This is a genomic window from Kribbella sp. WER1, assembly GCF_054189145.1.
This window is the reverse complement of record NZ_CM135186.1, coordinates 6,194,228-6,217,946: the sequence shown is the minus strand read 5'-3', so window position 1 is coordinate 6,217,946 and position 23,719 is coordinate 6,194,228. Positions and strand designations below refer to the sequence as shown.

Here is a 23,719-nt window from a genome sequence, read left to right as displayed (position 1 = left end):
TCAGCGGGCGCCTGCTGACCCCGGAGAAGGCGTCAGGCAACGAACCACCGCGTCGATCACGGAGCCGCGCCCAACAGTTCTCGGGGGGCGTCCCTCGCCGAGGCAACCAAAACAGTCTACCCACGAGCGCGGCCAGACGGGAAATCCGTCCGACCACGGCACTTTGCTCCCCGTTCAGCTCCCGTCGACGTGAGCGGATTCCGGACCGCGACTTCGGTACGTTGCCAGGGTGATGGGGATGTATCTCGGCCTGAGTCTGCTGCTTCCGCTGGCGTTGCTGGCGGGGCTGATCTGGCTCGTCATCTGGACCAACCGCCGGGTGCGCGCCCGGCAGCTGCAGCGGTTCGCGCAGGTGCAGTCCGTCGGCTGGTACCCGGTCCCGCCGAACCCGTGGCTGGCGCAGATCGCCGCGAACCTGTTCCGGGACGGCACCCCCGGTGAGTCGTACGCGGGCGAGTACAACGGTCGCGGATTGTGCGTTCTCGACTACAGCTACGTCACCAGCAACGGCAAGACGACACAGACGCACCGGGTCAACCTTGTCGCCCTGACCCTGCCGGTCGCACTGCCGCCGGTCACCGTGCTGCGCGAGAACGGCCTGCGGCGGATGCTGCGCGGCGGCGATCTCGAACTCGAGAACGAGCAGTTCAACGAGCGGTTCCGGGTCGAGTGCGCCGACGACCGGTACGGTTCGGCCGTGATGCACCCGCGGATGATGGAGTGTCAACTGAGCAACCCGGGTCTGGAGTGGCAGATCGCCGGCAACGCGTTCGTGTCCTGGGCGACCGGGAGCTTCGAGGTGCAGGACGTCTTCGCCCGGCTGCAGGCGATGACGCAACTGGTGGCCCTCATCCCACCGTTCGTACTGCAGGACTACGGCGGGCCGGTCTACCAGTGATCACGACGGTGGTCGTTCTGGCCCTGATCGCGGTCGGGCTCCTGCTGCTGTACGTGCGGTCCGTACGCCGTCGCCGTACCTTCTTCGACCGCCGCGTCCGGGAGGCCGCCGAGCTCGGGTGGTACCCGGCGCCGACCGATCCGTGGCTGGCGAAGGTCGCCGCGCAGCTCTACTCCCCACAGGGCACAGCCGAACGGATGATCGCCGGCCGCCGCATCCGGGCGCTCGACTTCACCTACTCCACGACGAGTACGTCGACCGCCGCGAAGTGCCACGTGATCGCGTACGACCTGCCGTACGCGCTGCCGCCGCTCACGGTCGGGCCGAAGAACCCGCTGGTGCCGAGCCAGGAGTTCGAGAGCGCGCGCTTCAACCAGCAGTTCACGGTCGAGTCGGGCGATCCGCGGTACGCGAGCGCGGTGCTCAACCCACGGATGATGGCGATACTCGTGGACGAGTACGAGCATTGGTCCTGGCGGATCGAGGGGCGGACGCTGGTCACGTGGGGCTCCGGGTACTGGACGACACCGGTCGTGTTCGAGGCGAAGTACCTGTTCGAGCAGGTCGTCGAGCTGATTCCGCCGTTCGTCTTCGAGGACTACGGGATCAGGTGAGGCCGGTCCAGACCTGGCGTAGTGCGCGGGCCGCATCGCCTTCGAGGCCCGCGTCGTCGAGGGTTTCGGCGAGTTCGTCGAACTCCGGGCCCCAGCGCCAGGCGACCGCGCGGAGCTGGTCGGGCAGGTCCGGGTCCTTCAGCGAGCCGCCGTCCGCGCGGGTCTGCTGGGCGACCAGCGCATCGGTCACGCCGTGCTTCGCGGCCAGCTGGAACGCCAGCACGGCGAGCGCCGCCTTGCCCTTGTTGTAGAGCGCGTACGACGACTTCGCCGCACTGGCCGCGCCCGGTTCGGTACCCACCACCATCGGCGTGACGGCTGTACCGGTCCACCAGCCGGCGACCTGGTCCGCCGCCGTACCGGACAGCATCAGGTGGGTCGGGCTCGGTCCCCCGGCCGGCGGCGGGCCGATCACGCCGGCGTCGACGAACGTCGCCTCGGGTACGGCGGACCGAGCCGCGCGGAGCGATGTCGGCGACAGCGGATTCGCCTCGACGTACACGCCGTGGAACCCGGCCCGGCCGACCTGCCGCGCGATGTCCACCGCGCCTTGCGGGGCGCACGAACACAGGACGGCGTCGGCGAGCGCGATCGCGTCGGCGAACGGCGTACCGATCAGACCGGCCGCGTCCGCGCGCGCCTTCGAGGCGTCGCTGCGGCCGTCCGGGACCCAGTGCACCTCGTGGCCGGCCGCAACCAGTTGCGCGGCGAGCTTCGAACCCATCGCTCCGGGGTGGAACACAGCGATCCGCATGCGGGCGTCCGATCGTTCGATCCGGTCAGTCACCGCCAAACCTATGTCAGTGATCGTTCGCGCCGAACCGTTGCCAACCCGCCGGATCCGTGTGCAGCGTGGAACCAACAGCGGCTCTCAGGGGGAGGGTTCCATGAGTGAGAACGCAATCGGGCGGCGCCAGGCGCTGAGGGGTGCGGGGATCGCGGCAGGAGGCGTGGCGGTCGCCGGTCTGGCTGCTACGCCGGCGCTGGCGGACAGTGGCGACGGGCTGCAAGGCAGCTGGATGTGCGTACGGCAGGACACCGGGTCGCCCGACAAGATCCGGCTCGTGCTGAGTTTCGCCGGCGGTGGCGTGGTGGTGTCACACGACATCAGCCCGGCCAGTGCGCCGTTCACCGGGGCCTGGTCGTCGCAGGGGAAGTCGTTCCGGCTGACCATGTGGACCGGGCAGGCCGGCAACCAGGGGCCGACGTCGGTCGGGCCGACGATCCGGGTCCGGGCGTGGGGCTCGGTGGCGCACGGGCAGCTGACCGCGAAGTACCAGGTCACCGTGTACGCCCCGATGAGCACGACCCAGGTCATCGACTCCGGCACCGGTACGGTCAGCGGCCGCCGGATCACCGCCTGACGGGGTACAGCTCACCCGGCGACGGTCGGACCGGCGCCGGGTGAGTGGTCAGGCGCGGCCGTCGAACAGGCTGGTGACCGAGCCGTCCTCGAAGACCTCGCGGATCGCGCGGCTGATCAGCGGCGCGATCGACAGCTCGGTGAGCTTGTCGAAACGGCGGTCCTCGGCGATCGGCAGCGTGTTCGTGACGATCACCTCGCTGGCCTGGCAGTTCTTCAGCCGGTCCACCGCGGGCCCGGACAGGATCGCGTGCGTGGCCGCGATCACCACGCCCGCGGCGCCCTCGGCGTACAGCGCGTCCGCGGCCTTCGTGATCGTCCCGGCGGTGTCGATCATGTCGTCGACCAGGATGCAGACCCGGCCCTTGACCTCACCGACGACCCGGTTCGCGACGGTCTCGTTCGGGCGGTCGATGTCGCGGGTCTTGTGGATGAACGCCAGCGGTGCGCCGTTCAGCCGGGCGGACCACTGCTCGGCCACCTTGATCCGGCCGGCGTCCGGCGACACCACGGCCAGCTGCTGGTCGCCGTACTTCTCGGCCACGTAGCCGCTGAGGATCGGCAGCGCCATCAGGTGGTCGACCGGCCCGTCGAAGAAGCCCTGGATCTGCGAGGTGTGCAGGTCCACGCAGATCAGCCGGTTCGCGCCCGCGGTCTTGAACAGGTCGGCCATCAGCCGGGCCGAGATCGGTTCCCGGCCGCGGTGCTTCTTGTCCTGCCGGGCGTACCCGTAGAACGGCAGCACCACGGTGATCCGCTTGGCCGACGCCCGCTTCAGCGCGTCGACCATGATCAGCTGCTCCATGATCCACTCGTTGATCGGCGACGTGTGGCTCTGGATCACGAACGCGTCGCTGCCCCGCACCGACTCCTCGAACCGGACGTAGATCTCGCCGTTGGCGAAGTCGTACGCCTGGGTCGGGACCAGGCCGGACCCGAGCTCGGTGGCCACCTCCTCGGCGAGACCGGGATGGGCCCGGCCGGAGAAAACCATCAGGTTCTTCTCGGTGGTTCGTTTCATCCCGCTCATCGCCCGCGCCTCCCGTTGTCCTCGCGTGTCCCGCTCAGGCCTGCTGCTCGTCAGGCTTGGCGTCCTGCTGTTCGAGCGCTGCCTCGGCCGCCGCGGCGGTCTTGGTACCGGCCCGCTTGCGCTGGACCCAGCCCTTGATGTTGCGCTGCCGCCCGCGGGCGACCGCGATCTCACCCGGGCCGACGTCCTCGGTGAGCGCCGTACCGGCCGCCAGGTACGCGCCGTCCGCGATCGTCCGCGGGGCGACCAGCACCGAGTTGCTGCCGATGAACGAGTACTTGCCGACGTGCGTCGGGTACTTCGAGACGCCGTCGTAGTTCGCGAAGATCGTGCCGGCGCCGATGTTCGCGCCCTCGCCGATCGTCGCGTCGCCGGCGTACGTGAGGTGCGGGACCTTGGCGCCGTCGCCGATGGTCGAGTTCTTGGTCTCGACGAAGGTGCCGATCTTGCCCTTGACGCCGAGCTTGGTGCCCGGCCGCAGGTACGCGAACGGGCCGACGCTCGCGCCGTCGCCGATCACCGCGAGTGATCCGTGCGTCCGGATGATCGTCGCGCCCTCGCCGACCTCGACGTCGGTGAGCGTGGTGTCCGGGCCGATCGTCGTACCGCTGCCGACCACGGTCGCGCCGTGCAGCTGGGTGTTCGGGAGCAGCGTGACGTCGCGGGCCAGGTCGACGGTCCGGTCGATCCAGGTGGTGTTCGGGTCGACGATCGTGACGCCCTCGCGCATGTGCTTGACGAGCGTCCGGCGGTTCAGCTCGGCACGGAGCGTGGCGAGCTGGACGCGGTCGTTGACGCCCTCGGTCTGCATCGCGTCGTCGGTGACGTGCGAGCCGACCCGCTTGCCGTCGTTCCGGGCGATGCCGAGGACGTCGGTCAGGTACAGCTCGCCCTGCGCGTTGTCCGTGGTCAGCCGGCTCAGACCGTCACGGAGCGTAGCCGCATCGAAGGCGTAGATGCCGGCGTTGATCTCGTCGATCGCCCGCTGCTCCGGGGTCGCGTCCTTGTGCTCGACGATCGCGGCGACCGTACCGTCCTGGCTGAGCACGATCCGGCCGTAGCCGGTGGGGTCCGGGACCCGCGCGGTCAGCACGGTGACGGCGTTCCCGTCCTTGTCGTGCGCCGCGACCAGGTCGTGCAGCGTCTCCGCCTCGAGCAGCGGGACGTCACCCGACGTGACGATCACCGACCCGTCGAAGCTCTCCGGTACGGCGGTCAGCCCGGCGCGGACGGCGTCGCCGGTGCCCAACTGCTGCTCCTGGACAGCGGTCCGGGCCTCGGGGTCGACGTTCTTGAGGTGCTCCTCGACCAGTTCGCGGCCGTTGCCGACCACGACCACGAGGTGTTCGGGGGTGAGCGCCCGGGCGGTGAGCACGGCATGGCCGACGAGACTGCGCCCGCCGATCTCGTGCAGCACCTTCGGGGTCGCCGATTTCATCCGGGTTCCGAGACCGGCGGCCATGATCACGACCGCCGCGGGGCGATGGGAAGTCACTCGGTCTTCTCCTCGAGTTCCCTGCGAGTTCTTTCAACCAGTATCAACACAGGCACCCGAAACAGCGCCCGCGCAAGCCTACTTGCTCGCCGGAACTGCCTTCCGCCGCCCCGGACGAGAGCGATCTCACGCCCCTGCCAGGCTTGTCCCGTGCAGAACCTGAGGGCAAGCGCGGTGCGCTGGGTCTCCGACGAGCCGTTCCCCGGCTGGGTCGAGGTCGAGTTCGAGGACGCCGACGGGCTCCGCCACGTCCTGGCGGACAAACCACCGATCTTCGGCAGCCACGAGCGGCTCGTGCGGGACGCGGAGTACCCGATCGACGTCCTGGTGACTTGCGAAGTCGTCGCGGTGGACGCGGACCGGGTCCGGATCACCACGGAGCGCCCCTGCGGCGTCTCAACCGCCGAGGGCCGCACCGAGTTCGTCGTCCACCGCCGGCAACTGCTGACCGACTGACCGCGATCGCCCCCTACGAGACAGTCGGTGAACAGGCTTATTGCTTGTTCACCGGCCCCGGCGCGTGTTGCCAAGCCCCGGTTCGCGTCCCAGCCTGAGTGGTCCAGCGCCTCAGGAGGAGCACCGTGTCGGGGTCCGGCGTACGGAAGTCCGCCGCCCCCGGATCTCTGCCAACCTGGGGAGCATGGCACTCACTCTCGGAGCAATCGTCCTGAATGTCCCGGCCAACGGTCCGGCGGCCGAGTTCTGGCGGGAAGCGCTCGGCTTCACCGGGCAGGCCGGCAACCCCGACTTCCTGCTCCCGCCCGCGAACGCGCGGCCGACCCGGCTCCACCTCGACGAGACCGACCGTACGCACCTCGACCTGTGGGTCGACGGCTCGACGCAGGAGGCCGAGGTGGAGCGGCTCATCTCACTCGGCGCCGAGCGGATCGACTGGACCTACCCGCCGGACGCCGATTTCGTCGTACTGAAAGCGCCCGACGGGACGGTGTTCTGCGTCATCTCGTGAGCAGCGCGGTGACCTCGGGGCCGTTGAAGAGCTTCGCGGTCAGCGGAAGGTGGCTGTCGCGGCCGTACGGGTCGTCATCGTGGGCGTTCGCGATGATCAGGGAGTACGCGCAGCGGTAGACGAGCAGCTGTCCGGCGCCGTACCCGAGCCTGTCGGTGAACGCCGCGTCGTACGCCGCCTCGATCTCGCGGACCCTCGGCGACCACAGGTCGATCACACTCGCCGCCGAGGCCGCCTCGAACACCGGGTCACCCGCCATCGTGGACAGCCCGAAGTCCAGCAGCGTGACAGGCCGCAGGTCCTCGTCGACCAGGATGTTGCCGGCCGTCACATCACCGTGGACGAGCCGGGTCCCGGGCTCGTCGGCCAACTGTCGCAGCAACGAATCGAACTTCGCCTCGAAGTCGTCGATCACCTCCGCGAGCTGATCCCCGAACCTCGCGACCCGCCTCCGCAGCAGCCCCGTCAACGCCTCGCGCCACGACACGCCGTCGGGCCGGAACGGATCGGTCTCGTCCAGCACCGCCGTACGCCGAAGCACGTCCGGCGCCTCGACCTGTGCCAGCGCCTCCACCACGTCCACCACACAGTCCCGCGCCCGCTCCCACCCCGGCTCTCCGTACGCCGGAGCGACGGTGTGCAGCGGTACGCCGGGAAGCTCTTCCTCAATCGTCACGCAATACGGCCCTGGCCGATGAAGCTCGAGGATCCGCGGCGTCCGGTAGGCCAACTGCCCGTCGATCGCGTCGTAGAACTCCCGGAGTGTCCGAAGCTCCCGCTCCCCGGCGTGGAACCAGACCTTCGCGATCTTCCCCGCGCCGAGTCGGTACACCGCCCCTTGCATCCCGGTCGCCAGCTCCTCCGGCGCCCGGTAGCCAAGCTCCTGCAGCGGTTCGGCATACGACATGCCCGCGACCTTAGCCAGCCTCCGCCTGGCTGTCCCCCGATTTCTGTCGGTGCGGGCTGGAAGGGTTCGTGGATGGGTGAGTTGGTGGATCTCGGGGACGTGACGTTGTTCCTGCGGGAGCTCGGGCGGCGCAGCGAGAGGCCTTCTGTGGTGGTGATCCACGGTGGGCCGGATGTCGGGCACGGGTATCTGGTGCCGGGGTTCGAGCCGTTGGCGCAGGATCATCATGTGGTGCTGTTCGACTTCCGCGGCTGCGGCCGGAGCAGCCGCGGGTTGGCGGTGGACCAACTGCAGCCCGAGTACGTCGTACGCGACATATCCCGGCTGATCGACCGGCTCGGGCTCGGCCTGGTCGATCTGGTCGGGTTCTCGACGGGCGGGCGCGCCGCGATCCAGTTCGTCGACGTCCATCCGGAGCAGGTACGGCGGCTGGTGCTCGCGTCGACGTCGGCGTACCCGTCGGCGGACGCTGCGCCCTACTTGGCGGACTGGCCGGAGTACCACCGGCGGAAACGCCTCGAGGACGCGGCGAACGGCGCCCTCCGCAACTCCACGATCTTCGTCTGGGACCTCGACCGCGCCCCCGAGTTCCTGCAGTTACTGGGCTCCGACCTGGGCGACTGGTCCGAGGACGGCACCAAGCAATGGATCACCCGGGACCCGGAACAGATCCTCACCGAATTCGGGCACCCGATCCTGATCCTGCACGGCGAAAAGGACATGGGCTTCCCCGTCCAACTCGCCCACCGCCTCCACAACGCCGTGCCAAGTCGGCTCCAGGTGCTCCCCGGCACCGCCCATATGTGCCACTTCGAACAGCCCGAGACCTGGTCCGGCCACATCCGGAACTTCCTCGCGGGCTGACATCGGGGTGAGCCATGGCACAGCTACCATCGTGGGTCGAGTGTCAGAGCGAGAAGGAGGTGGTTCCCATGCGCAGACCATGCGCGGTGCCGCCTCGAAAACCTCGGCGGCTCTGACTCTCTCACCGGGGCTCACCGCATCCGACCTCATCCGAGGGAGTCCCGTAATGCATTCTCTGAATGCCGTCCACCAGTACTTCGCCGACTACCCCGGCCGCTACTGGATCGCCGGCGGGTGGGCACTCGACCTGTTCGCGGACCGGGTCCGCCGGCCGCACACCGACGTCGACGTACTCGTCCTGGCCCGCGACCTCGACCTCGTGACCGCCGCCTTCCCCGACCCGCGCCCAACCGTCGAGAATCCGAAGACCGGCGCCCAGCGCCCATGGGTTGTGGGCGAGACACTCACCCCCGGGCCCGACGTACTCGCGTTCCCCGACGACCTGTTCCCGGCCCCGGTCCGCATCATCCTCGCGGCCTCCGACGGCGACGACTGGGTCTACCACCGCGGCCGCGGCACCATCCGCAAACCACTCGACGCCATCACGCTGAAAACCGCCACCGGCCTCCCGTACCTGGCCCCGGAGATCGCGCTGCTGTTCAAGTCCCGCTCCGACCGTGTCAAGGACACCGCCGACTTCCACGACGTCGCCGCCCTCCTCGACGCACCCCGCCGCACCTGGCTCCACAACCACATCGAGCCCCGCTACCCCGACCACGCCTGGCTCGCCCGCCTGAAGTAGTCACCTACGCCGGGGGTGGCGGCGCCACCACGAGACGCAGCGCGACAACAGCCTGCGCACGGGAACCCCTCGGACTCGCACGGCCTTGCATGACTACAGTTGCTCTCAGCAACGACCAGAATTGCCTTGATCGAACATTTGTTCTAATATAGACACATGACTGTAGCGCTGATCGGCCCCCGCGCCGCCCGGCCGGAGACTGCCCCGCAGCAGACTTCTCCGGGCGCGCCGGCCCGCCCGGCGTCTTCAGTTCTGCCGTCTATCGATCTGCCGTCTATCGATCCGCTGGCTGGGGATCTGCTGGCCGACCCGTTGCCGCCGGATCGGTGCCCGCCCGAGGCGCCGCCTGATGAGGCGTATGACGCCGACTTCCTGGACGGTCTGTACGACGTGGACGGTTGTGGCGTGCCGCGGTACCTGGACGAGGAAGATGTCCTGTACGGCGACCTGCCGCCGATGTCGCGGGTCGAGCAACTCGACTGGCTGGAGTGGGCCGGGGTCGAGCAGGACGAGGCCGAACGCGCCATGCTCGAGTTGAAGGCACCGGCGTGGGTGTTCCTGCCGCCGGGCGCCGAACTCGCCGCGGAACTGGAGAAGCTGCGGCCACAGTGCGAGTCACCGGTCGCGCTGATCGAGGCCATGAAAGCCGCCGCCCGCCTCGAAGCCTGGGCCGCCGCGATCAAGACCGATTCGATGGCCTCGTTCGTGCGGCAACGCACGGCCCAACTCGCCGGCCCGTTCGGGACCCCGCGCCCGACCCACATCGACTCCTCGGGCCGCCCGATCGACCCCGAACGGTCCTGGACCGCCGAGATCGGCGCCGCCCTGCACCTGTCTCCCACCACCGCCGCACGCCACATCGACACCGCCCTGCACCTCACCGGCACCCTGACCGCCACCCACACCGCCCTACGCTGCGGCGCCATCTCATTCTCCAAAGCCCTGGCCATCTCCGAAGCCACCCGCGCACTCCCGGCGTCGGCCGCCCAAGCCGTCGAAGCCCACGTCCTGAAACGGGCCCCGGGCCAGACCCACGCCAACCTGAACGCCTCCCTGCGCCGCCAGGTCGCCAAACACACCACCGCCGAAGACACCGACCGGCACCGCGAGGCGGCGCGTGAGCGGACCTGCAAAATCGTCCCCCTGCCCGACGGGATGGCCGGCCTGTGGGTCGTCCACACCGCCGACAAAATCCAGCAAATCTGGATCGTCATCCAAGCCATAGCCGACCTCGCCAAACGCCCCACCACAACCGACACCACCACAACCACCACCCCGGACCGCGCACCAGACAGCACGCCGGACGGCGCGTCCGGTGTGCGTGGCGGCGTGCGTGGCAGTGCACCCGCTCAGCGCCCCAACACCAGCAGCGGCACCAGCATCGGCGGCCGCGCGTCATCCACCCGAGCCGCCGCTTCGCCCACCGCGACCCAGGCCGGGACCGGGACCGAAGCCGGGACCGGAACCGAGTCCACCAGCGAAGCCCGGCGACCACAACCTCCCGGACGCGCCGCATCGACCGCACCGGCCGCACCGGCCGCACCGGCCGATCCTTCTCGTCCGGCACGCGACGAACGGATCGCGCCGCAACGGCGCGCCGACGTCATCGCCGACCTGTTCGACCACATGCTCCACAACGGCCTGGACTGGCTCGGCCGCCGACTCCCCGACCAGCACCGCAGACGGCCCCACATCGAAATCACCGTCCCGATCACCACCCTGGTCGGAACGGACGATGACCCCTGCGAACTCGCGGGCTACGGGCCCATCCCCGCCGAGATGGCCCGCGCCATCGCCACCGACGGCACCTGGCGACGCCTGCTCACCGACCCGGTCAACGGCACCGTGCTCGAAGCCTCCACCACCCGCCACGACCCCGGCACACTCGTGAGCGAGACCCTCCTCGCCCGGCACCCCGTCTGCGCCTGGCCCGGCTGCAACCGCACCTCCCGCGAATGCGACCGCGACCACGGCACCCCCTTCGCACAAACCGGAACCACCAGCCTGACCGGACTCGCGCCGTTCTGCGAATACCACCACGTCATCAAAGACACCAAAGCCTGGGGCTGGACCTGCACGAACCATCCCGACGGCTCGGTCACGCTGACCGCACCCACCGGCCACAGATACACAACCGTCCCACCCGCCCGCGGCCCCATCACCCAACAACCACCCCCACCAACAGGCGAGCCCGCATCGGGCGACCCTCCACCCTTCTGACACGAACACGCTGCGACACCCGCAGCGAGATACGCGCCAGCCACCGGACAGACATCCTGGCCTGCCCGTGCACCCAGTCGCCTTCCACCCCGACTAGGGCCGCCGTGCCCCACTCTGATGGACGCAACTGGAGCAGTTTCAGGTTGGAGTCTCACGCGGAGTCCTGGCCACCGAGCGCCGCCCCTGGCACCTAGGCTGCCGTCATGCAGACACGGCTCGATATGGAGCGGATTCGAGCGGCGCGACGGGTGATCGACCCGGTGTTTCTGGCCAGCCCCCTCTACCGGTGTGAGGCGCTCGAGCCTGTCCTCGGATGTTCGCTCGACATCAAGCTCGAAACCGCGAACCCGGTCCGCAGCTTCAAAGGACGCGGCACCGAGGTCGTCGCCGATCGACTCGCCCGCAGCAATTCCCGCGCCGTGGTGTGCGCGAGCGCCGGCAACCTCGGCCAGGCTCTCGCCTGGTCCGGCCGGCACCGCGACCTCGACGTCACCGTCGTCGCGTCCCGGCACGCGACCCCAGCCAAACTCGACCGCATCCGTGCCCTCGGTGCCAAGCTCGAACTCGTCGACGGCGACCACGAACTCGCCCGCGAACGCGCCGCCGCGATCGCGCAGTACGACGGCATCCGCCTGCTGGAGGACAGCCTGGACCTGGAAACCTGCGAAGGCGCGGCCACCATCGGCCTCGAGCTGGTGGACTCCTTCCTGCGGTACACCGATCCGTCGCGATCAGCCCCGCCGGACGACCGCGTCATGGAGCAAGCGGCCGCCGACCTGCCAGTCGTATTGGTGGCGCTCGGCGGAGGCGCGATGGCGACCGGGATCGGGTACGTGCTGAAGACGCTCACGCCGTACGTCGAAGTCGTCTGCGTGCAACCGCACGGCGCTCCCGCGCTGACCCGCTCGTGGCACGCGCGCCGCGTCATCAGCACCGAAACGGCCGACACGATCGCCGACGGCGTCGCCGGCCGCCACCCCATCCCCGAAGTACTCGACGATCTCCTCCAGGTCGCCGACGACGCCGTACTCGTCCAGGAATCCACCATCGTCACCGCGATCGGCCTGCTCCACGACCAGGCCGGTCTGGTCGTCGAACCGTCCGCCGCCCTCGGCATTGCCGCGATCCTGGAAGACCCGGCCCGCTTCGCCGGGCGCCCGGTGACCACGATCATCTGCGGCAGCAACGTCGACCCGACGAAGTACCGGAGCTGGATCTGAATGCTCCGCCAAGCAGTCAAACTCCTCCTGCTCGACCCCGACGACCGGCTCCTCCTCATCCAGTCGCGCAACGCCGACGCCACCTACTGGTACCCGGTCGGCGGCGGCATCGAGCCCGGCGAATCCCTCCAGCAGGCGGCCGCCCGGGAGGCCTACGAGGAAACGGGCCTGCGCGATCTCCCCACAGGCGTACACGTCTGGTGGCGGGATCACACATACGAGTACGAGGACCAGCGGTACGACGTACACGAGGAGTGGCTGCTGCACCGTGTCAACCACTTCGAGCCGGCGCCCGCCGAGCTGACGCCGTACGAATCCCGCACCATCCTCACCTTCGGCTGGTGGCACGCCCACGAACTCGAAGCCACGCAGGACACGGTCTACCCGCCCAACCTCGGCCGCCTACTGACCGCCCTGCTCACCGACGGCATCCCTCGCACCCCCGTCGACATCCATCCATAACCGCACCTCGTCGTACACCAGGTCTCCCCGATCCCGCAGCCCGCCCGGCAACCTCGCCCACTCCTCGAACCCGAGCCCGCGATACGCCAGCTCCGCATCGGTCCCACCCCGGCAGCTCACCTCCAGTACCGAGCACCCCCACCGCGCAGCCTCCTCCCCGGCCGCCCCGACGATCCGCCGCGCCAGCCCCGTCCCCCGCGCCGCCGGCACGATCACGAATCCACCGAGCTCCGCCCGATGCCGCCGCATCCGGTGCTCCAGCCTCCGTACGGTCGTCATCCCCGCCACGCCCCGCCCGTCAACAGCAACCAGGAAACGGAACTCCTCCCCCGCCTCCCGCTCCACCGCCGACCGCACCAACTCCGCGGTCTCCCCGATCGTCAACCCACACAGGCGATTCTCGTGGAGACTCGCGACGTCCGCCGTACACACCCGCCGGATGATCATGCGCCGGGAGCCCGGAGGCCCACCGCGTCATGCCGCCAGAACGTCTCCGAATAGACCAACGTTCCGGTCATCCACGGCTCGTACGCCGGAAGCCTGAACACCTGAAACGCTCCGTCCGGGATACGCAACGACGGCTTCCGAAACCCACCCTCTCCACCCGGCGTGAAGCCGAACCGCGAGTAGTACCCCGGATCCCCCTCCAAGAACACCAGCGGAACGCGCCGCTCGCCAAGAACCTCGAGCCCGCGCCGTACCAAGGCCGATCCAACTCCACTTCGCTGCACGTCAGGCAGCACACCCAACGGACTGAGGACTTGTACGTCGACCAACCGCCGCGGCGCATCCAGCAGACTCCGGGTGAACATGACATGCCCGACCACCCGCCCGTCCCGCTCGGCAACCAACGACAAGCCGCCGTCCGACGCGATGGTGTCCCGCAAACTCTCGACAAGCTCAGCCACCACAAGCCCGTGATCACCGAACGCCTGCAGGTGAACGTCCCGCACCGCCTGCCGATCACCCGCCCGCTCATCGCGAAGTTCCATGGCCGCGAGGATAGAGACCCTCCGCACTCCCCGCACCGGGTTTGCTGCGGGAATCGCCTACGCGGGCACGCGTTCGCCACCTCCTTCACCCCCGAACGCGCAGCCTTCAACACCACCTGGCCCCAACTGGTCGACGTACCAGGAACCCTCCTACTGGTCGCCGAAACAGCCGAAGGCAAGATCGTCGGCTACCTCCTCGCCAGCACCCACCTCACCTTCCTGGCAAACGGTCCCGTCGCCTACCTGTCCCTGGCGAGCCGTCGAGCCGGCCCGTTCTACCAAGCCCTCGATTACAAAGACTCGGCCGTATTCTTCAAGAAGAACCTCCCCTAACAGCGAGAATGCTCCCGTGGGGACCGTGCCGTATCTACTAGCGCTGGCAGTCGCGATCGTCGTAAGCGCCCAACTGCTACTAACCATGCGCCCCCGCCGTCCCCTGACCAAACGCCTCCAGGACCTCGGCACCCCAGGCGACGCCTTCGGACTACTGATCGCCGCCGCACTACCACTGACCACGGCCGGCGCCACCCTCGGCAGCCTCGCCAACGCCCCCACAATCGGCGCGACAATCGGCCTACTCATCGCGCTGGCCGCCTGGACCGCCGCAGTAGTGCACGCCCACCGCCGCCCCCAACCACCACCACGCCACCGCTGACTTCTCGCAGCTCGGGCGGCAGACTGCCTGCCATGGACATCAAGCACCGGATGATCGTGTTCGACGCTGCCGACATCGATGCGGAGAGCGCATTCTGGGGCGCGTTCCTGGACGGGCGGGTCGAGGAGTGGGGCAGCACGTGGCGGGCGATCTGGGTCGACGGCGGGTGGGCGCTCGGCGTACAGCTCGTACCTGACCACGTACCCCCGGACTGGCCCGACGGTACGCCGCAGCAGATCCACCTCGACCTGTACTTCGAGGGCCTCGCCGCCCACGACGCCGCCCACGAACGAGCCGTCAACCTCGGCGCCCGCCTCCTCAAACCCGCCGAAGACCGTACCACCGCCCGCGGAGTCCAGGTTTACGCCGACCCGGCCGGCCACCCGTTCTGCCTGTGCTGGGTCCCCGAACCCGACGCATAGAGCGCATCAGGTACGACGGTTCCCCCAGGCGTCGTGCCAATACACGTCATCGTGGCTGCCTACGCGCCAGGATCGCGTCAGGCGCGGCATGGGCCGGCCACAACTGGATGAGTACGCGTCGACCAGCCCCTCCTCGAACTCCCCGTCCCGCCCCGCATCGCGTCCTCGGGCGCTCAACCGCAGCCGGTAGCTGCCCGCCGCCAACCCTTCGAGGCGGCCTCCGGACTCGCCGGCCCACGACGACCACCCGGCGTCGGCTCCGGCCGGTACGTCGATCGACACCTCGACGACGTCCTCCCAAGAATCCTCCGGCTCGGACGGCGCCGTCTCCATCAGCACGATCCGCAGCGGCGACCCCACCGGAGCGCCGCGCGAAATGCAGGTAGACCCCACCGCCATGCGCAGCACCGGCGAGGCCGTTGACCTGCCCCGCGAAGAACCGATCCGCGTGCCCGTCGAAGCCGACACCACCGTCCCACACAAGATCGAACTGCCCGTAGTCCGTCTGAACCACCCGATCCAACAACACGCGCTCCACCCGCGAACCGTACGCTGTTTGCGGTCCGCCGCATCGTGGTCCACCACAGGAACGTTCATAGGATGTCTACTCCCGGTTCGGACGGTGAGGGAGACATGGCACCTGAATCAATGTCCGCGTTTACCGGCGCCTCGGCGCTCCTTGTCACGACCTGACGCCGCCGTGGGGCATCCACCTGATGACGCCGGATCTGCGGTGGTTCTTGTCAGCGCTTCCGAACGGGGGACCTGGCGAGGAGCCGTGATGCTCTCCGCGGTCGGGCTTGTGTTCGTCGGAGCCGGGATCGCGCTCGAGACGATTGGTGTGGCGATCTTCGGTGTCGTGGCCGTGCTCGCCGGGGTCCTCCGGGCGTGGTGGTGGTCCAAGGTGTGCGCGACAAGTCAGCTCGTCGACGACGGCAAGCATCTGGTGTGGATGTACCGGGGCGAACGCCGTGAAGCCGTTGCCTGGTCCGACCTGCGTCACGTGGTGTTCCAACGGTGGTCGCGTCAGCTCGTCTGGGCGATCGGCCCGAACTCGGGTGGACCGTTCCCTTACATACTTGTGGACTCGCGTGCCGATCCGCCGCCGTCAGGCTTCCGGCATTTCGCCGAGGTCATGATCATCGATCGGGCCGACCTCCGAACAGCCGATCGAGCCCTGGCGGACGCGTGCCGACGGTACGGCGTGACCTATCACGGCCCTGCCTCAGGCTGGTGAGGCCGATCCGTCGTGGCACCCGACCGCGATCACCTGAGAGCATGCTGGTCATGTCGAGTGAGTACGGACAACCGCTTGCCCAGGTCATCGGCGACGGCTTCCGGGTCCCACCGCTGCTGCCGGGCTGGACCGCCCTGGAAGGCATCATCCTGGTCAAGTGCCTGGACGATGAAGGCCGTCCCAGCTGGGCATTCCGCGAGACCGAAGGCATGAACGTCGAAGAGGTCATCGGCATCCTCACCGTCCAGCTGGACATGTTGCGGGAGCGGGCCGTCGACGCGTTCCGAGCAGATAACGATGACTGACGATCGCCACGCATCATCCGGGGATCAGAGGAGTGCTGGGTGGGGAACGACGCCGTTGGTTCGAGTTCGACACGGCTGATCATGGTGCGAGGCAACAGCGGATCGGGCAGTCGGTGGTCGCCGCTATCCATGCCGCGCGCCCGTTCGGCACGGATGCCATCCCCGGCCAGGACGTCATCAGACGTGACCACCTAGGGACTGGGAACAACTCCGGAGGCCACCCGATCGGGCTTATCGACCTGGCGGCGAGACACCTGCTGGGGCGGGCCCGAGATGCGACAGTGGTACCGGGGCCTCCAGCCGATCGCGGACCTGGACAAAGGCATCATCACGGCCGACGACAGTCTGGACGCCACGGTCGCACGCATCCTCGAAGACTGCTGGCCGCCGGACTCCTCAGGCGAGCAGAACCCCGACTCGGGAGGGTCCCGAGCCGGAGTTTGGATTGCTCCCCGCCAGGTTTCGATCCTGGTCTTTCGAGATTCAAGGTTGCTGAATCGACCGTCGACAGGCGTCTGTGTAGGCATCCCCGACGCTCTCCCCTCAGCCTGCAACCTCTCGATCGCGGGCCGTGTCTACAGCAGTCCACACGTTCTGTTAGCAAATCCGTTAGCAACAGCACGGCTACCGGCGACGGGCGTGTGATGGGCGGCCGGTGAACACGACGGCCCAGATCGCTATGGAGCCGAGCGACGACAGCACGAGCCATGCGATCCCACCGGCCAACCATGGCCACCAGTTTTCCCCCGCATCCGCTGCGGCGCCAGCTCCACCGAGCAACGCACCAGTCGGTCCGGCCATCAGGAGAAGCAACGATCGCGTGACGAAGAACTCGCGGTCCCACTCGTCCCATATCCGCCGAGCCAACTGCGGCCCCTCGGCTGATCGTTCACACCGCCATTCTCCCTAAAACACGCCTGCTGGTGAAAGACGGCTCGGTGGCATCTCGGAGTGAGGTCGGGGTCCGGGGGCGGAGCCCCTGGGGGCTGTTCACGGAAGATGCCCGAAGCGTGCGGCGCGGGCGGCCAGCGGCCGGGGGCGCATGCGCACGCCCGCGCCGAAGGCGCGCCTTGATCCATAAGCGCCAAATCCGGCTGAGCGCTCGGCTGAGGTGAAGCCGTTCGGCCTGCCCGCGCCACAGGGCAGAATCATCAGCATGGACGAAGCCGCGCCTCCTCCGGTCGCAACCTCCTCGCGCATTGCATGGATGGCCGCCGGTGCGCTGGCCATCCTGTTGACCATGGCTGGCGCCTCGATCGTCTCTCGGATCTCCACGCACGAAACCTCGAAAGCCTGCAGCTCCGACGGGAGGGTCTGCATCACCCGCGAGCAGGCCCCCCGCATACTGCAGATTGGTCCAGTCGATCGCATCTGGGTCTCTGTCGATGTGCACGATCAATGCGGCACGATGTACCCCACCCCGTTCGAACTCCCAGACGGCCCGATCGAGGCGACGTTCCAGCCCGGCTCAGTCGAGTTGCGCGGATCAACCGGCGCGCGAATCACATACCATGCCAACGGTTGCTGACTGAGTCAGCTCAATTGGACCGCCAACCTAGAGGTAGCCGTCAGGCGGCGCGGATCGCCTGGGTGAGTTCGTCGATCTGGGTGATCAAGGCGTCACCTCCGGCGGCCCCGTATGTCGCTCGGACGGGCTGCGGGCCTCTATATGCTTGACGAGACGGGCTAACCCGACTCGATTGAGGTAGGCGCCACCGATGCGACCGTGTTGTTGCTGACGATCGCGAGCGGTCGGCCAGCATCCCGGCGTTCAGGAAGGCCTCTACTCCAGGTTTATGTGTGGCGCTCTCAACGGCCTTGATCTCGGCGGTCTGTAGCGCTGCCTCGGCGTACCGTCCAAGCTCGGAAGATTCGGCGGCTGTGCTGAGGCATTCGTGCGGCTGGTGATCGCGGACATAGCCGGCGGGAGCTGGCCGACCTGGTCGAGCCCGAGGCTGCGCAGTTCGTCGGTGATCTGCGGTGCCGGGTATCCGGCGAACACGGAGCAGACGTGGCCGTCGAAGCCGAGCAGGACGGCAGGGCTGCGGCAGGCCCAAGAGTGGTCGGGAATGGACGGTCGGTCTCGACAAGGAGACGTTGGCGATCCTTCGTGAGCATCGTGGTCGTCAGCGTGCAGAACAGGAGATTGCCGGGGACGCCTGGCAGGGCGGTGACTACGTGTCACGACCGGGCTCGGTCGACCGGTGCCGCCGGACAGCGTCACCAACCTGAGGTCAGTCCTCATTCGGCAGTACCACGAGTCTGCGATCCCCGGGCACCCGGCGTACCGAGCGGCAGGAACTCCCCCGGCCCCCGAAGCCGCTACCTCACGCTCGGCTGCACGCGGCACCTTCACGCCGCCTGCTCCTGACCGCCGGTGTGCCAGTTCACGTTGTGCGGAACGGGCTGGGCCACGTCGACCCGGGGGTCACCCTCCGCGTCTACGCGAACGTCATCCGCAAGTACGCGGACGAGGTTGCTGACACCTTCGCCGCTGCCGTCGACGGAGACATCGAAGCGACGGCCACGGACCCCGACGATGACAACCCCGACGCCCCCGGTTCCCGGTGGCCTGTTAGCGGATCCGTTAGCAAAACCCCGGCTCAGAGACCTTCGAGCCGGGGTTTTGCGCTGCTCCCCCGCCAGGTTTCGATCCTGGTCTTCGAGATTCAAAGTCTCGCGGGCTGCCGATTACCCCACGGGGGATCGTGGTTGCCGGGACAGTTTGCCATGAGTGGGGTGGATGACACGCTGAGGGGTTCCTTACCTACGGGGCCGTAGGTTACGGTGGCGTAGGTAACGACCCCTGGAGCCGAGGGAAGAACACGTCATGACTCCACCTACTGCGACTGTGCCGGACGCGCCCACCCGTAGCGCGGCCGTCGACGACGTTCATACCGGGACGCTCGGTGGTGAGCAGAAGAAGACCTGGGAGCAGGTGGCGCTGGGGTTGTTCATCGGCGTGCCGTTCCTGGCGGTGCTGGCGGCGGTGCCGATTGCCTGGGGTGGGTTTCTCGGGTGGCGGGACATCGTGCTGGCGGTGGTGTTCTACACGGTCGCGGGGCACGGGATTTCGATCGGTTTCCACCGGTTGTTCACACACAAGTCGTTCAAGCCGAACCGGGCGCTGAAGATCGTGCTCGCGGTCGCGGGGTCGCTGGCGATCGAGGGGCCGGTGATCCGGTGGGTGGCGGACCACCGCAAGCACCACAAGTTCTCCGACCGCGACGGCGACCCGCACAGCCCGTGGAAGTACGGGAACACGCTGGGCGCGCTGACCAAGGGCTTCTTCCACGCGCACGTCGGCTGGCTGTTCGACACCGAGCAGACCCCGCAGCGGCAGTACGCGCCGGACCTGCTGCGGGACAAGGACGTCGTGAAGGTGTCCCGGATGTTCCCGCTGCTGGTGGCCGTGAGCCTGCTCGCGCCGGCCGTGATCGGCGGTCTCTGGTCCTGGTCCTGGACAGGTGCGCTGACCGCGTTCTTCTGGGCGAGCCTGGTCCGGATCGCGCTGCTGCACCACGTCACCTGGTCGATCAACTCGATCTGCCACACGATCGGCGACCGGCCGTTCAAGAGCCGGGACAAGTCGGGCAACGTGTGGTGGCTGGCGATCCTCAGCCAGGGCGAGTCGTGGCACAACCTGCACCACTCGGACCCGACCTGCGCCCGGCACGGCGTACTGAAGGGTCAACTGGACACGTCGGCGCGGTGCATCTGGTTCTTCGAGAAGCGCGGCTGGGTGTCGGATGTCCGCTGGCCGGTCAAGGAACGGCTGGAGGCCCGCCGGGTGGACGCCTCGGGGCGTACGCTGAAAGCTGCCTGAGAGCGAAAACCTGCCCCTGCACGACTCGAAGTACGGCATGATGCTGACGTGATCACGACGTGACGGAACCCAAACCGCGGCGGTCCGGCCGGATCCGGATGACCAGTGCCGAGCGTCGCGAGCAACTCATCACGATCGCCCGCGGCCTGTTCGCGCAGAAGGGGTACGAGGGCACCTCGGTCGAGGAGATCGCGGCCCGCGCCGAGGTCTCGAAGCCGGTCGTCTACGAACATTTCGGCGGCAAGGAAGGTCTGTACGCCGTGGTCGTGGACCGCGAGGTACGGGCGTTGCTCGACGGTGTCACGCAGTCGCTGACGGCCGGCCGGGCGCACGAACTGGTCGAGCAGGCCGCGCTGGCGCTGCTGGACTACATCGAGAACAACTCCGACGGTTTCCGGATCCTGGTCCGGGACTCGCCGGTCGGGTCGTCGACCGGGTCGTTCATCTCGATCCTGAGCGATGTCGCGACCCGGGTCGAGCACATCCTCGCGGAGGAGTTCAAGCGCCGCGGGCTGGAGCCGAAGAACGCGCCGATGTACGCCCAGATGCTGGTCGGGATGGTCGCGCTGACCGGGCAGTGGTGGCTGGACGCGCGCAAGCCGAAGAAGCCGGACGTCGCCGCCCACCTGGTCAACCTCGCCTGGAACGGCCTCAGCGGCCTCGAAGCCAAGCCGACGCTCTCGACCCGGCCACACAAATAGACCCCAGTCGTACACCCGCTTCAGCCCCTGGAATGACCCGACGCGAGTCGCCAGCCCGTACCCTGGCGGGCATGACGGGGATCTTCGCCGCGCGGCCGTTGCCTGCCCGGAGCAAGGCGTTCGACTTGTTCCTGGCCGGCGGCTTGTGCATGGTCTTCGGGTTCCTGTCGCTGGCGCAGGCGCATTTCGGCGGTCTGCTGGCGTTCGGCATGCTGGTCCCGCTGATCTGGCGCCGCACACACCCGGAGCTGGTGTTCTTCGCCGTCTGTTCGGTGGCCACGCTGCAGTGGCTGACCGGCGTCGAGCTGCAGCTGGGGAACGTCGGTCTGCTGGTCGCGCTGTACTCGATCACGGTGTTCGGCGACGTCCGGCTGAGCCGGATCGCGCTCGGCATCGGCGGTATGGGCGTGCTGATGGCGACCAGCCGGTACTGGGCCAGCTCCGACTGGAAGCAGCAGATCACGATGATGTTCGCGCTCGGCGCGGTCGTCTTCGGCGTCTGGGCGGTCGGCGAACGCCGCCGGACCCGCGGTCTGTACGTCGCCCAGCTCGAGGAGCGGGCCGCTCAGCTCGAGCGGGACCGGGACCGGGAGGCGAAACTCGCGGTCAGCAACGAACGGACCCGGATCGCGCGGGAGATCCACGACGTGGTCGCGCACGGCCTGTCGATCATGATCGTCCAGGCCGACGGCGGGCTCTACGCCGCGGACCAGTCCCCGGAGGCGGCGAAGAAGGCGCTCGCGACGATCGGCGACACCGGCCGCGCGAGCCTGACCGAGATGCGGAAGATGCTCGGCCTGCTGAAACAGGACGAGCAGTCCGACCTCGGCCCGCACCAGCCGCGCCCGCAGCCGGGCGTGTCGAGTCTCCCGGAGCTGATCGAGAACGTCCGCGAGGCCGGGCTCGCCGTCGAGTACACGGTGACCGGTCAGCCGCGGGAGCTGCCCGCGCTGCTCGGGCTGACGGCGTACCGGATCGTGCAGGAGGGGCTGACCAACACGCTGAAACACGCCGGGCCGGGAGCGCGCACCTCCGTCGCGCTGGACTTCGGGCGCGAGATGCTGACCGTGGTGGTCACCGACGACGGCCGCGGTGCCGGGGTCGCGCCGAGCGCGGATCCCGGGCACGGCCTGGTCGGGATGCGGCAGCGCGTCTCGGTCTCGGGCGGTACGGTGAGCGCCGGACCGAAGGCAGGCGGCGGGTACGAGGTGATCGCCAGGCTGCCGTACAACCTGCCGAGCGGAGCGTAAGTGAGCGACGAAGTCATCCGGGTGTTCCTTGTCGACGACCAAGAGCTCGTCAGAGCGGGGTTCACGATGCTGGTGGACTCGCAGCCCGACATGCGGGTGGTCGGGCAGGCGGGTGACGGCGGCGAGGCGGTCGAGAAGATCCAGGTGACGGCCTGCGACGTCGTGCTGATGGACGTCCGGATGCCCCGCCTGGACGGTGTCGAGGCCACCCGGCAGGTGAACTCGTTGCCGCAAGCACCCAAAGTGATCGTGCTCACCACCTTCGACCTGGACGAGTACGCGTTCGCCGCGATCAAGGCCGGCGCGGCCGGCTTCCTGCTCAAGAACACCCCGCCCGCGGACCTGCTGAACGCGATCCGCCAGGTGTACTCCGGGGACGCGGTCGTCTCCCCCAGTACGACGAAACGGCTGCTCGAGCACTTCGCCGGGGCGCTGCCCGACACCGACACCGAACGGCCGGACCTGAAGGACCTGACGGCCCGCGAGCGCGAGGTACTGATCGAGGTCGCCCGCGGTCTGTCGAACACCGAGATCGCCAAGCTCTTCACGTTGTCCGAGGCAACGGTCAAGACGCATATCGGCCGGATCCTGGCCAAGACCGGCCTCCGGGACCGGGTCGCGCTGGTGGTCCTCGGGTACGAGACCGGCCTGGTGAAACCGACCAAGTAATACCCAGGTCGTACACACACTCCAGTCTGCGGTCCGACGAGATCGGGTGCCGCGCTCACTACCTTCTTGACCAACGTTCAGTTTGAGTCGAGGAGTGACATGAGCTTGCAGACACCGCAGCCCGCGGTCGGCCGGCTGCCGCAGGACGGTACGCCGCGGACCGCGATCCGCGCCCACGAGCTGCGCAAGGTGTACGGGCAGGGCGACACCGCGGTGGCCGCCCTGGACGGGGTCTCGGTGGACTTCGGGGTCGGCCGGTTCACCGCGATCATGGGCCCGTCCGGGTCCGGCAAGTCGACGCTGATGCACTGCCTGGCCGGGCTGGACACGCCGACCAGCGGTCAGGTGCTGCTCGGCGAGACCGAGCTGACCCGGCTGGCGGACGCGGAACTGACCAAGATCCGCCGGGACCGGATCGGGTTCGTGTTCCAGTCGTTCAACCTGCTGCCGATGCTGACCGCGAAGGACAACATCCTGCTCCCGCTCGAGCTCGGCAACCGCAAGCCGGATCAGCAGTGGCTGGACACGCTGATCGACGTACTGGGGCTGGAGGACCGGCTGACGCACCGCCCGTCGGAGCTGTCCGGCGGTCAGCAGCAGCGGGTCGCGGTGGCCCGGGCCCTGGTCGGCCGTCCGGAGGCGGTGTTCGCCGACGAGCCGACCGGCAACCTGGACTCCCGGTCGGGGGCGGAGGTGCTCGGGTTCCTGCGCCGTTCGGTCCGCGAGTTCGGCCAGACCGTGGTGATGGTGACCCACGACCCGCTGGCCGCGTCGTACGCCGACCGTGTCGTGATGCTTGCCGACGGCAAGCTGGCCGGCGAGCTGCAGCAGCCCACCCCGGAGAGCGTCCTGGACGCGCTGCGGCAGCTGGGGGCCTGAC

28 protein-coding genes and 1 tRNA gene are annotated in these 23,719 nt (G+C 68.6%); 21 read left to right on the top strand and 8 right to left on the bottom strand.

Translation table 11 applies throughout. From position 1 onward, the window contains the following. The first annotated feature begins 229 nt into the window (after nucleotides 1–229). Together ACXJJ3_RS30325 and ACXJJ3_RS30320 are read left to right on the top strand one after the other, a co-directional pair. Complete coding sequence (locus ACXJJ3_RS30325) at nucleotides 230–898, top strand: hypothetical protein (protein WP_458165258.1); 669 nt, start codon at nucleotides 230–232, stop codon at nucleotides 896–898. Nucleotides 899–906: 8 nt separating this feature from the next. Then, nucleotides 907–1,512: a hypothetical protein gene (locus tag ACXJJ3_RS30320; RefSeq protein ID WP_458165257.1), complete on the top strand. Its 606-nt coding sequence runs from the start codon at nucleotides 907–909 to the stop codon at nucleotides 1,510–1,512. Here ACXJJ3_RS30320 and ACXJJ3_RS30315 read toward each other — a convergent pair. Then, entirely contained in the window at nucleotides 1,505–2,299 is a 795-nt protein-coding gene (locus ACXJJ3_RS30315) for a DUF1932 domain-containing protein (RefSeq protein WP_458165256.1), read from the bottom strand. The genes ACXJJ3_RS30320 and ACXJJ3_RS30315 overlap by 8 nt on opposite strands. A 100-nt stretch (nucleotides 2,300–2,399) precedes the next feature. On the opposite strand from ACXJJ3_RS30315, the gene ACXJJ3_RS30310 reads away from it, so the two are divergent. Then, nucleotides 2,400–2,876 carry a hypothetical protein gene (locus ACXJJ3_RS30310; RefSeq protein WP_458165255.1) on the top strand — a complete coding sequence of 159 codons (477 nt, stop codon included), beginning with the start codon at nucleotides 2,400–2,402 and terminating at the stop codon, nucleotides 2,874–2,876. A gap of 48 nt (nucleotides 2,877–2,924) precedes the next feature. Here the strand turns inward: ACXJJ3_RS30310 and ACXJJ3_RS30305 are convergent, their stop codons facing one another. Both ACXJJ3_RS30305 and glmU read right to left on the bottom strand, forming a co-directional pair. Further along, nucleotides 2,925–3,905, bottom strand: coding sequence for a ribose-phosphate diphosphokinase (locus ACXJJ3_RS30305; protein WP_325040853.1), 981 nt, complete (start codon nucleotides 3,903–3,905; stop codon nucleotides 2,925–2,927). A gap of 34 nt (nucleotides 3,906–3,939) precedes the next feature. Further along, nucleotides 3,940–5,400, bottom strand: coding sequence for a bifunctional UDP-N-acetylglucosamine diphosphorylase/glucosamine-1-phosphate N-acetyltransferase GlmU (gene glmU / locus ACXJJ3_RS30300; RefSeq protein WP_458165254.1), 1,461 nt, complete (start codon nucleotides 5,398–5,400; stop codon nucleotides 3,940–3,942). Between the two features lie 150 nt (nucleotides 5,401–5,550). Between glmU and ACXJJ3_RS30295 the strand changes: the two genes are divergently transcribed. Together ACXJJ3_RS30295 and ACXJJ3_RS30290 are read left to right on the top strand one after the other, a co-directional pair. After that, entirely contained in the window at nucleotides 5,551–5,856 is a 306-nt protein-coding gene (locus ACXJJ3_RS30295) for a hypothetical protein (RefSeq protein ID WP_458165253.1), read from the top strand. Between the two features lie 184 nt (nucleotides 5,857–6,040). Further along, entirely contained in the window at nucleotides 6,041–6,367 is a 327-nt protein-coding gene (locus ACXJJ3_RS30290) for a VOC family protein (RefSeq protein ID WP_458165252.1), read from the top strand. Here the strand turns inward: ACXJJ3_RS30290 and ACXJJ3_RS30285 are convergent. Further along, nucleotides 6,357–7,274 carry a phosphotransferase family protein gene (locus tag ACXJJ3_RS30285; RefSeq protein WP_458165251.1) on the bottom strand — a complete coding sequence of 306 codons (918 nt, stop codon included), beginning with the start codon at nucleotides 7,272–7,274 and terminating at the stop codon, nucleotides 6,357–6,359. The genes ACXJJ3_RS30290 and ACXJJ3_RS30285 overlap by 11 nt on opposite strands. A gap of 72 nt (nucleotides 7,275–7,346) precedes the next feature. Between ACXJJ3_RS30285 and ACXJJ3_RS30280 the strand changes: the two genes are divergently transcribed. The 5 genes from ACXJJ3_RS30280 (at nucleotide 7,347) to ACXJJ3_RS30260 (ending at nucleotide 12,782) form a co-directional block, all read left to right on the top strand. Beyond that, nucleotides 7,347–8,138 carry an alpha/beta fold hydrolase gene (locus ACXJJ3_RS30280; RefSeq protein ID WP_458165250.1) on the top strand — a complete coding sequence of 264 codons (792 nt, stop codon included), beginning with the start codon at nucleotides 7,347–7,349 and terminating at the stop codon, nucleotides 8,136–8,138. A gap of 166 nt (nucleotides 8,139–8,304) precedes the next feature. Next, the gene (locus ACXJJ3_RS30275; protein WP_458165249.1) at nucleotides 8,305–8,880 is read left to right on the top strand and encodes a nucleotidyltransferase domain-containing protein; all 576 of its coding nucleotides are present in this window, start codon (nucleotides 8,305–8,307) and stop codon (nucleotides 8,878–8,880) included. 156 nt (nucleotides 8,881–9,036) lie between these two features. Next, on the top strand, nucleotides 9,037–11,100 hold the full coding sequence (locus ACXJJ3_RS30270; RefSeq protein WP_458165248.1) for a DUF222 domain-containing protein: 2,064 nt from the start codon (nucleotides 9,037–9,039) through the stop codon (nucleotides 11,098–11,100). A 203-nt stretch (nucleotides 11,101–11,303) separates the two neighbouring features. Further along, nucleotides 11,304–12,320, top strand: a complete 1,017-nt coding sequence (locus tag ACXJJ3_RS30265) for a threonine ammonia-lyase (protein ID WP_458165247.1) — start codon at nucleotides 11,304–11,306, stop codon at nucleotides 12,318–12,320. Further along, entirely contained in the window at nucleotides 12,321–12,782 is a 462-nt protein-coding gene (locus ACXJJ3_RS30260) for an NUDIX hydrolase (RefSeq protein ID WP_458165246.1), read from the top strand. On the opposite strand, the gene ACXJJ3_RS30255 is transcribed toward ACXJJ3_RS30260, so the two are convergent. Together ACXJJ3_RS30255 and ACXJJ3_RS30250 are read right to left on the bottom strand one after the other, a co-directional pair. Next, nucleotides 12,723–13,229, bottom strand: coding sequence for an N-acetyltransferase family protein (locus tag ACXJJ3_RS30255; RefSeq protein WP_458165245.1), 507 nt, complete (start codon nucleotides 13,227–13,229; stop codon nucleotides 12,723–12,725). The two genes, ACXJJ3_RS30260 and ACXJJ3_RS30255, sit on opposite strands and share 60 nt — an antisense overlap. Next, nucleotides 13,226–13,774 carry a GNAT family N-acetyltransferase gene (locus ACXJJ3_RS30250; protein WP_458165244.1) on the bottom strand — a complete coding sequence of 183 codons (549 nt, stop codon included), beginning with the start codon at nucleotides 13,772–13,774 and terminating at the stop codon, nucleotides 13,226–13,228. The genes ACXJJ3_RS30255 and ACXJJ3_RS30250 overlap by 4 nt, the downstream gene beginning before the upstream one ends. Here ACXJJ3_RS30250 and ACXJJ3_RS30245 point away from each other — a divergent pair. From ACXJJ3_RS30245 to ACXJJ3_RS30235, 3 genes are read left to right on the top strand one after another with little or no spacing between them, the layout of a single operon-like run. Next, complete coding sequence (locus ACXJJ3_RS30245) at nucleotides 13,700–14,107, top strand: hypothetical protein (protein ID WP_458165243.1); 408 nt, start codon at nucleotides 13,700–13,702, stop codon at nucleotides 14,105–14,107. The genes ACXJJ3_RS30250 and ACXJJ3_RS30245 overlap by 75 nt on opposite strands. Before the next feature lie 16 nt (nucleotides 14,108–14,123). Beyond that, nucleotides 14,124–14,429, top strand: a complete 306-nt coding sequence (locus tag ACXJJ3_RS30240) for a hypothetical protein (protein WP_458165242.1) — start codon at nucleotides 14,124–14,126, stop codon at nucleotides 14,427–14,429. A gap of 32 nt (nucleotides 14,430–14,461) precedes the next feature. Next, nucleotides 14,462–14,851, top strand: a complete 390-nt coding sequence (locus ACXJJ3_RS30235; protein ID WP_458165241.1) for a VOC family protein — start codon at nucleotides 14,462–14,464, stop codon at nucleotides 14,849–14,851. A gap of 6 nt (nucleotides 14,852–14,857) precedes the next feature. Here the strand turns inward: ACXJJ3_RS30235 and ACXJJ3_RS30230 are convergent, their stop codons facing one another. After that, entirely contained in the window at nucleotides 14,858–15,211 is a 354-nt protein-coding gene (locus ACXJJ3_RS30230) for a hypothetical protein (protein ID WP_458165240.1), read from the bottom strand. Between the two features lie 421 nt (nucleotides 15,212–15,632). Between ACXJJ3_RS30230 and ACXJJ3_RS30225 the strand changes: the two genes are divergently transcribed. The 3 genes from ACXJJ3_RS30225 to ACXJJ3_RS30215 all read left to right on the top strand — a co-directional run bounded on the left by ACXJJ3_RS30225 (nucleotide 15,633) and on the right by ACXJJ3_RS30215 (nucleotide 17,921). Then, the gene (locus ACXJJ3_RS30225; RefSeq protein ID WP_458165239.1) at nucleotides 15,633–16,088 is read left to right on the top strand and encodes a hypothetical protein; all 456 of its coding nucleotides are present in this window, start codon (nucleotides 15,633–15,635) and stop codon (nucleotides 16,086–16,088) included. 50 nt (nucleotides 16,089–16,138) lie between these two features. Beyond that, nucleotides 16,139–16,393, top strand: coding sequence for a hypothetical protein (locus ACXJJ3_RS30220; protein WP_458165238.1), 255 nt, complete (start codon nucleotides 16,139–16,141; stop codon nucleotides 16,391–16,393). Nucleotides 16,394–17,549: 1,156 nt separating this feature from the next. Beyond that, on the top strand, nucleotides 17,550–17,921 hold the full coding sequence (locus ACXJJ3_RS30215) for a hypothetical protein (protein ID WP_458165237.1): 372 nt from the start codon (nucleotides 17,550–17,552) through the stop codon (nucleotides 17,919–17,921). A 1,106-nt stretch (nucleotides 17,922–19,027) separates the two neighbouring features. On the opposite strand, the gene ACXJJ3_RS30210 is transcribed toward ACXJJ3_RS30215, so the two are convergent. Next, nucleotides 19,028–19,099: transfer RNA gene (locus tag ACXJJ3_RS30210), tRNA-Gln, on the bottom strand. Between the two features lie 124 nt (nucleotides 19,100–19,223). On the opposite strand from ACXJJ3_RS30210, the gene ACXJJ3_RS30205 reads away from it, so the two are divergent. The 5 genes from ACXJJ3_RS30205 to ACXJJ3_RS30185 all read left to right on the top strand — a co-directional run bounded on the left by ACXJJ3_RS30205 (nucleotide 19,224) and on the right by ACXJJ3_RS30185 (nucleotide 23,718). Continuing rightward, a complete protein-coding gene (locus ACXJJ3_RS30205; protein WP_458165236.1) occupies nucleotides 19,224–20,219 on the top strand; it encodes an acyl-CoA desaturase in 996 nt (331 codons plus the stop codon). Nucleotides 20,220–20,278: 59 nt separating this feature from the next. After that, nucleotides 20,279–20,920 (top strand): TetR/AcrR family transcriptional regulator, encoded by a 642-nt coding sequence (locus ACXJJ3_RS30200; RefSeq protein ID WP_458165235.1) that lies wholly within the window; start codon nucleotides 20,279–20,281, stop codon nucleotides 20,918–20,920. Between the two features lie 71 nt (nucleotides 20,921–20,991). Further along, nucleotides 20,992–22,170: a sensor histidine kinase gene (locus tag ACXJJ3_RS30195; RefSeq protein WP_458165234.1), complete on the top strand. Its 1,179-nt coding sequence runs from the start codon at nucleotides 20,992–20,994 to the stop codon at nucleotides 22,168–22,170. After that, the gene (locus ACXJJ3_RS30190; RefSeq protein WP_458165233.1) at nucleotides 22,171–22,839 is read left to right on the top strand and encodes a response regulator transcription factor; all 669 of its coding nucleotides are present in this window, start codon (nucleotides 22,171–22,173) and stop codon (nucleotides 22,837–22,839) included. 99 nt (nucleotides 22,840–22,938) lie between these two features. After that, nucleotides 22,939–23,718: an ABC transporter ATP-binding protein gene (locus tag ACXJJ3_RS30185; protein WP_458165232.1), complete on the top strand. Its 780-nt coding sequence runs from the start codon at nucleotides 22,939–22,941 to the stop codon at nucleotides 23,716–23,718. The last annotated feature ends 1 nt before the right edge of the window (nucleotide 23,719 follow it).

Bases quoted from the DNA above. Each gene is read 5' to 3' on its own strand.
- ACXJJ3_RS30310 (WP_458165255.1), top strand. From the start codon at position 2,400: ATGAGTGAGAACGCAATCGGGCGGCGCCAGGCGCTGAGGGGTGCGGGG.
- ACXJJ3_RS30305 (WP_325040853.1), bottom strand. From the start codon at position 3,905: ATGAGCGGGATGAAACGAACCACCGAGAAGAACCTGATGGTTTTCTCC.
- ACXJJ3_RS30290 (WP_458165252.1), top strand. From the start codon at position 6,041: ATGGCACTCACTCTCGGAGCAATCGTCCTGAATGTCCCGGCCAACGGT.
- ACXJJ3_RS30285 (WP_458165251.1), bottom strand. From the start codon at position 7,274: ATGTCGTATGCCGAACCGCTGCAGGAGCTTGGCTACCGGGCGCCGGAG.
- ACXJJ3_RS30280 (WP_458165250.1), top strand. From the start codon at position 7,347: ATGGGTGAGTTGGTGGATCTCGGGGACGTGACGTTGTTCCTGCGGGAG.
- ACXJJ3_RS30275 (WP_458165249.1), top strand. From the start codon at position 8,305: ATGCATTCTCTGAATGCCGTCCACCAGTACTTCGCCGACTACCCCGGC.
- ACXJJ3_RS30270 (WP_458165248.1), top strand. From the start codon at position 9,037: ATGACTGTAGCGCTGATCGGCCCCCGCGCCGCCCGGCCGGAGACTGCC.
- ACXJJ3_RS30265 (WP_458165247.1), top strand. From the start codon at position 11,304: ATGCAGACACGGCTCGATATGGAGCGGATTCGAGCGGCGCGACGGGTG.
- ACXJJ3_RS30260 (WP_458165246.1), top strand. From the start codon at position 12,321: ATGCTCCGCCAAGCAGTCAAACTCCTCCTGCTCGACCCCGACGACCGG.
- ACXJJ3_RS30255 (WP_458165245.1), bottom strand. From the start codon at position 13,229: ATGATCATCCGGCGGGTGTGTACGGCGGACGTCGCGAGTCTCCACGAG.
- ACXJJ3_RS30250 (WP_458165244.1), bottom strand. From the start codon at position 13,774: ATGGAACTTCGCGATGAGCGGGCGGGTGATCGGCAGGCGGTGCGGGAC.
- ACXJJ3_RS30235 (WP_458165241.1), top strand. From the start codon at position 14,462: ATGGACATCAAGCACCGGATGATCGTGTTCGACGCTGCCGACATCGAT.
- ACXJJ3_RS30225 (WP_458165239.1), top strand. From the start codon at position 15,633: ATGCTCTCCGCGGTCGGGCTTGTGTTCGTCGGAGCCGGGATCGCGCTC.
- ACXJJ3_RS30220 (WP_458165238.1), top strand. From the start codon at position 16,139: ATGTCGAGTGAGTACGGACAACCGCTTGCCCAGGTCATCGGCGACGGC.
- ACXJJ3_RS30215 (WP_458165237.1), top strand. From the start codon at position 17,550: ATGGACGAAGCCGCGCCTCCTCCGGTCGCAACCTCCTCGCGCATTGCA.
- ACXJJ3_RS30205 (WP_458165236.1), top strand. From the start codon at position 19,224: ATGACTCCACCTACTGCGACTGTGCCGGACGCGCCCACCCGTAGCGCG.
- ACXJJ3_RS30195 (WP_458165234.1), top strand. From the start codon at position 20,992: ATGACGGGGATCTTCGCCGCGCGGCCGTTGCCTGCCCGGAGCAAGGCG.
- ACXJJ3_RS30185 (WP_458165232.1), top strand. From the start codon at position 22,939: ATGAGCTTGCAGACACCGCAGCCCGCGGTCGGCCGGCTGCCGCAGGAC.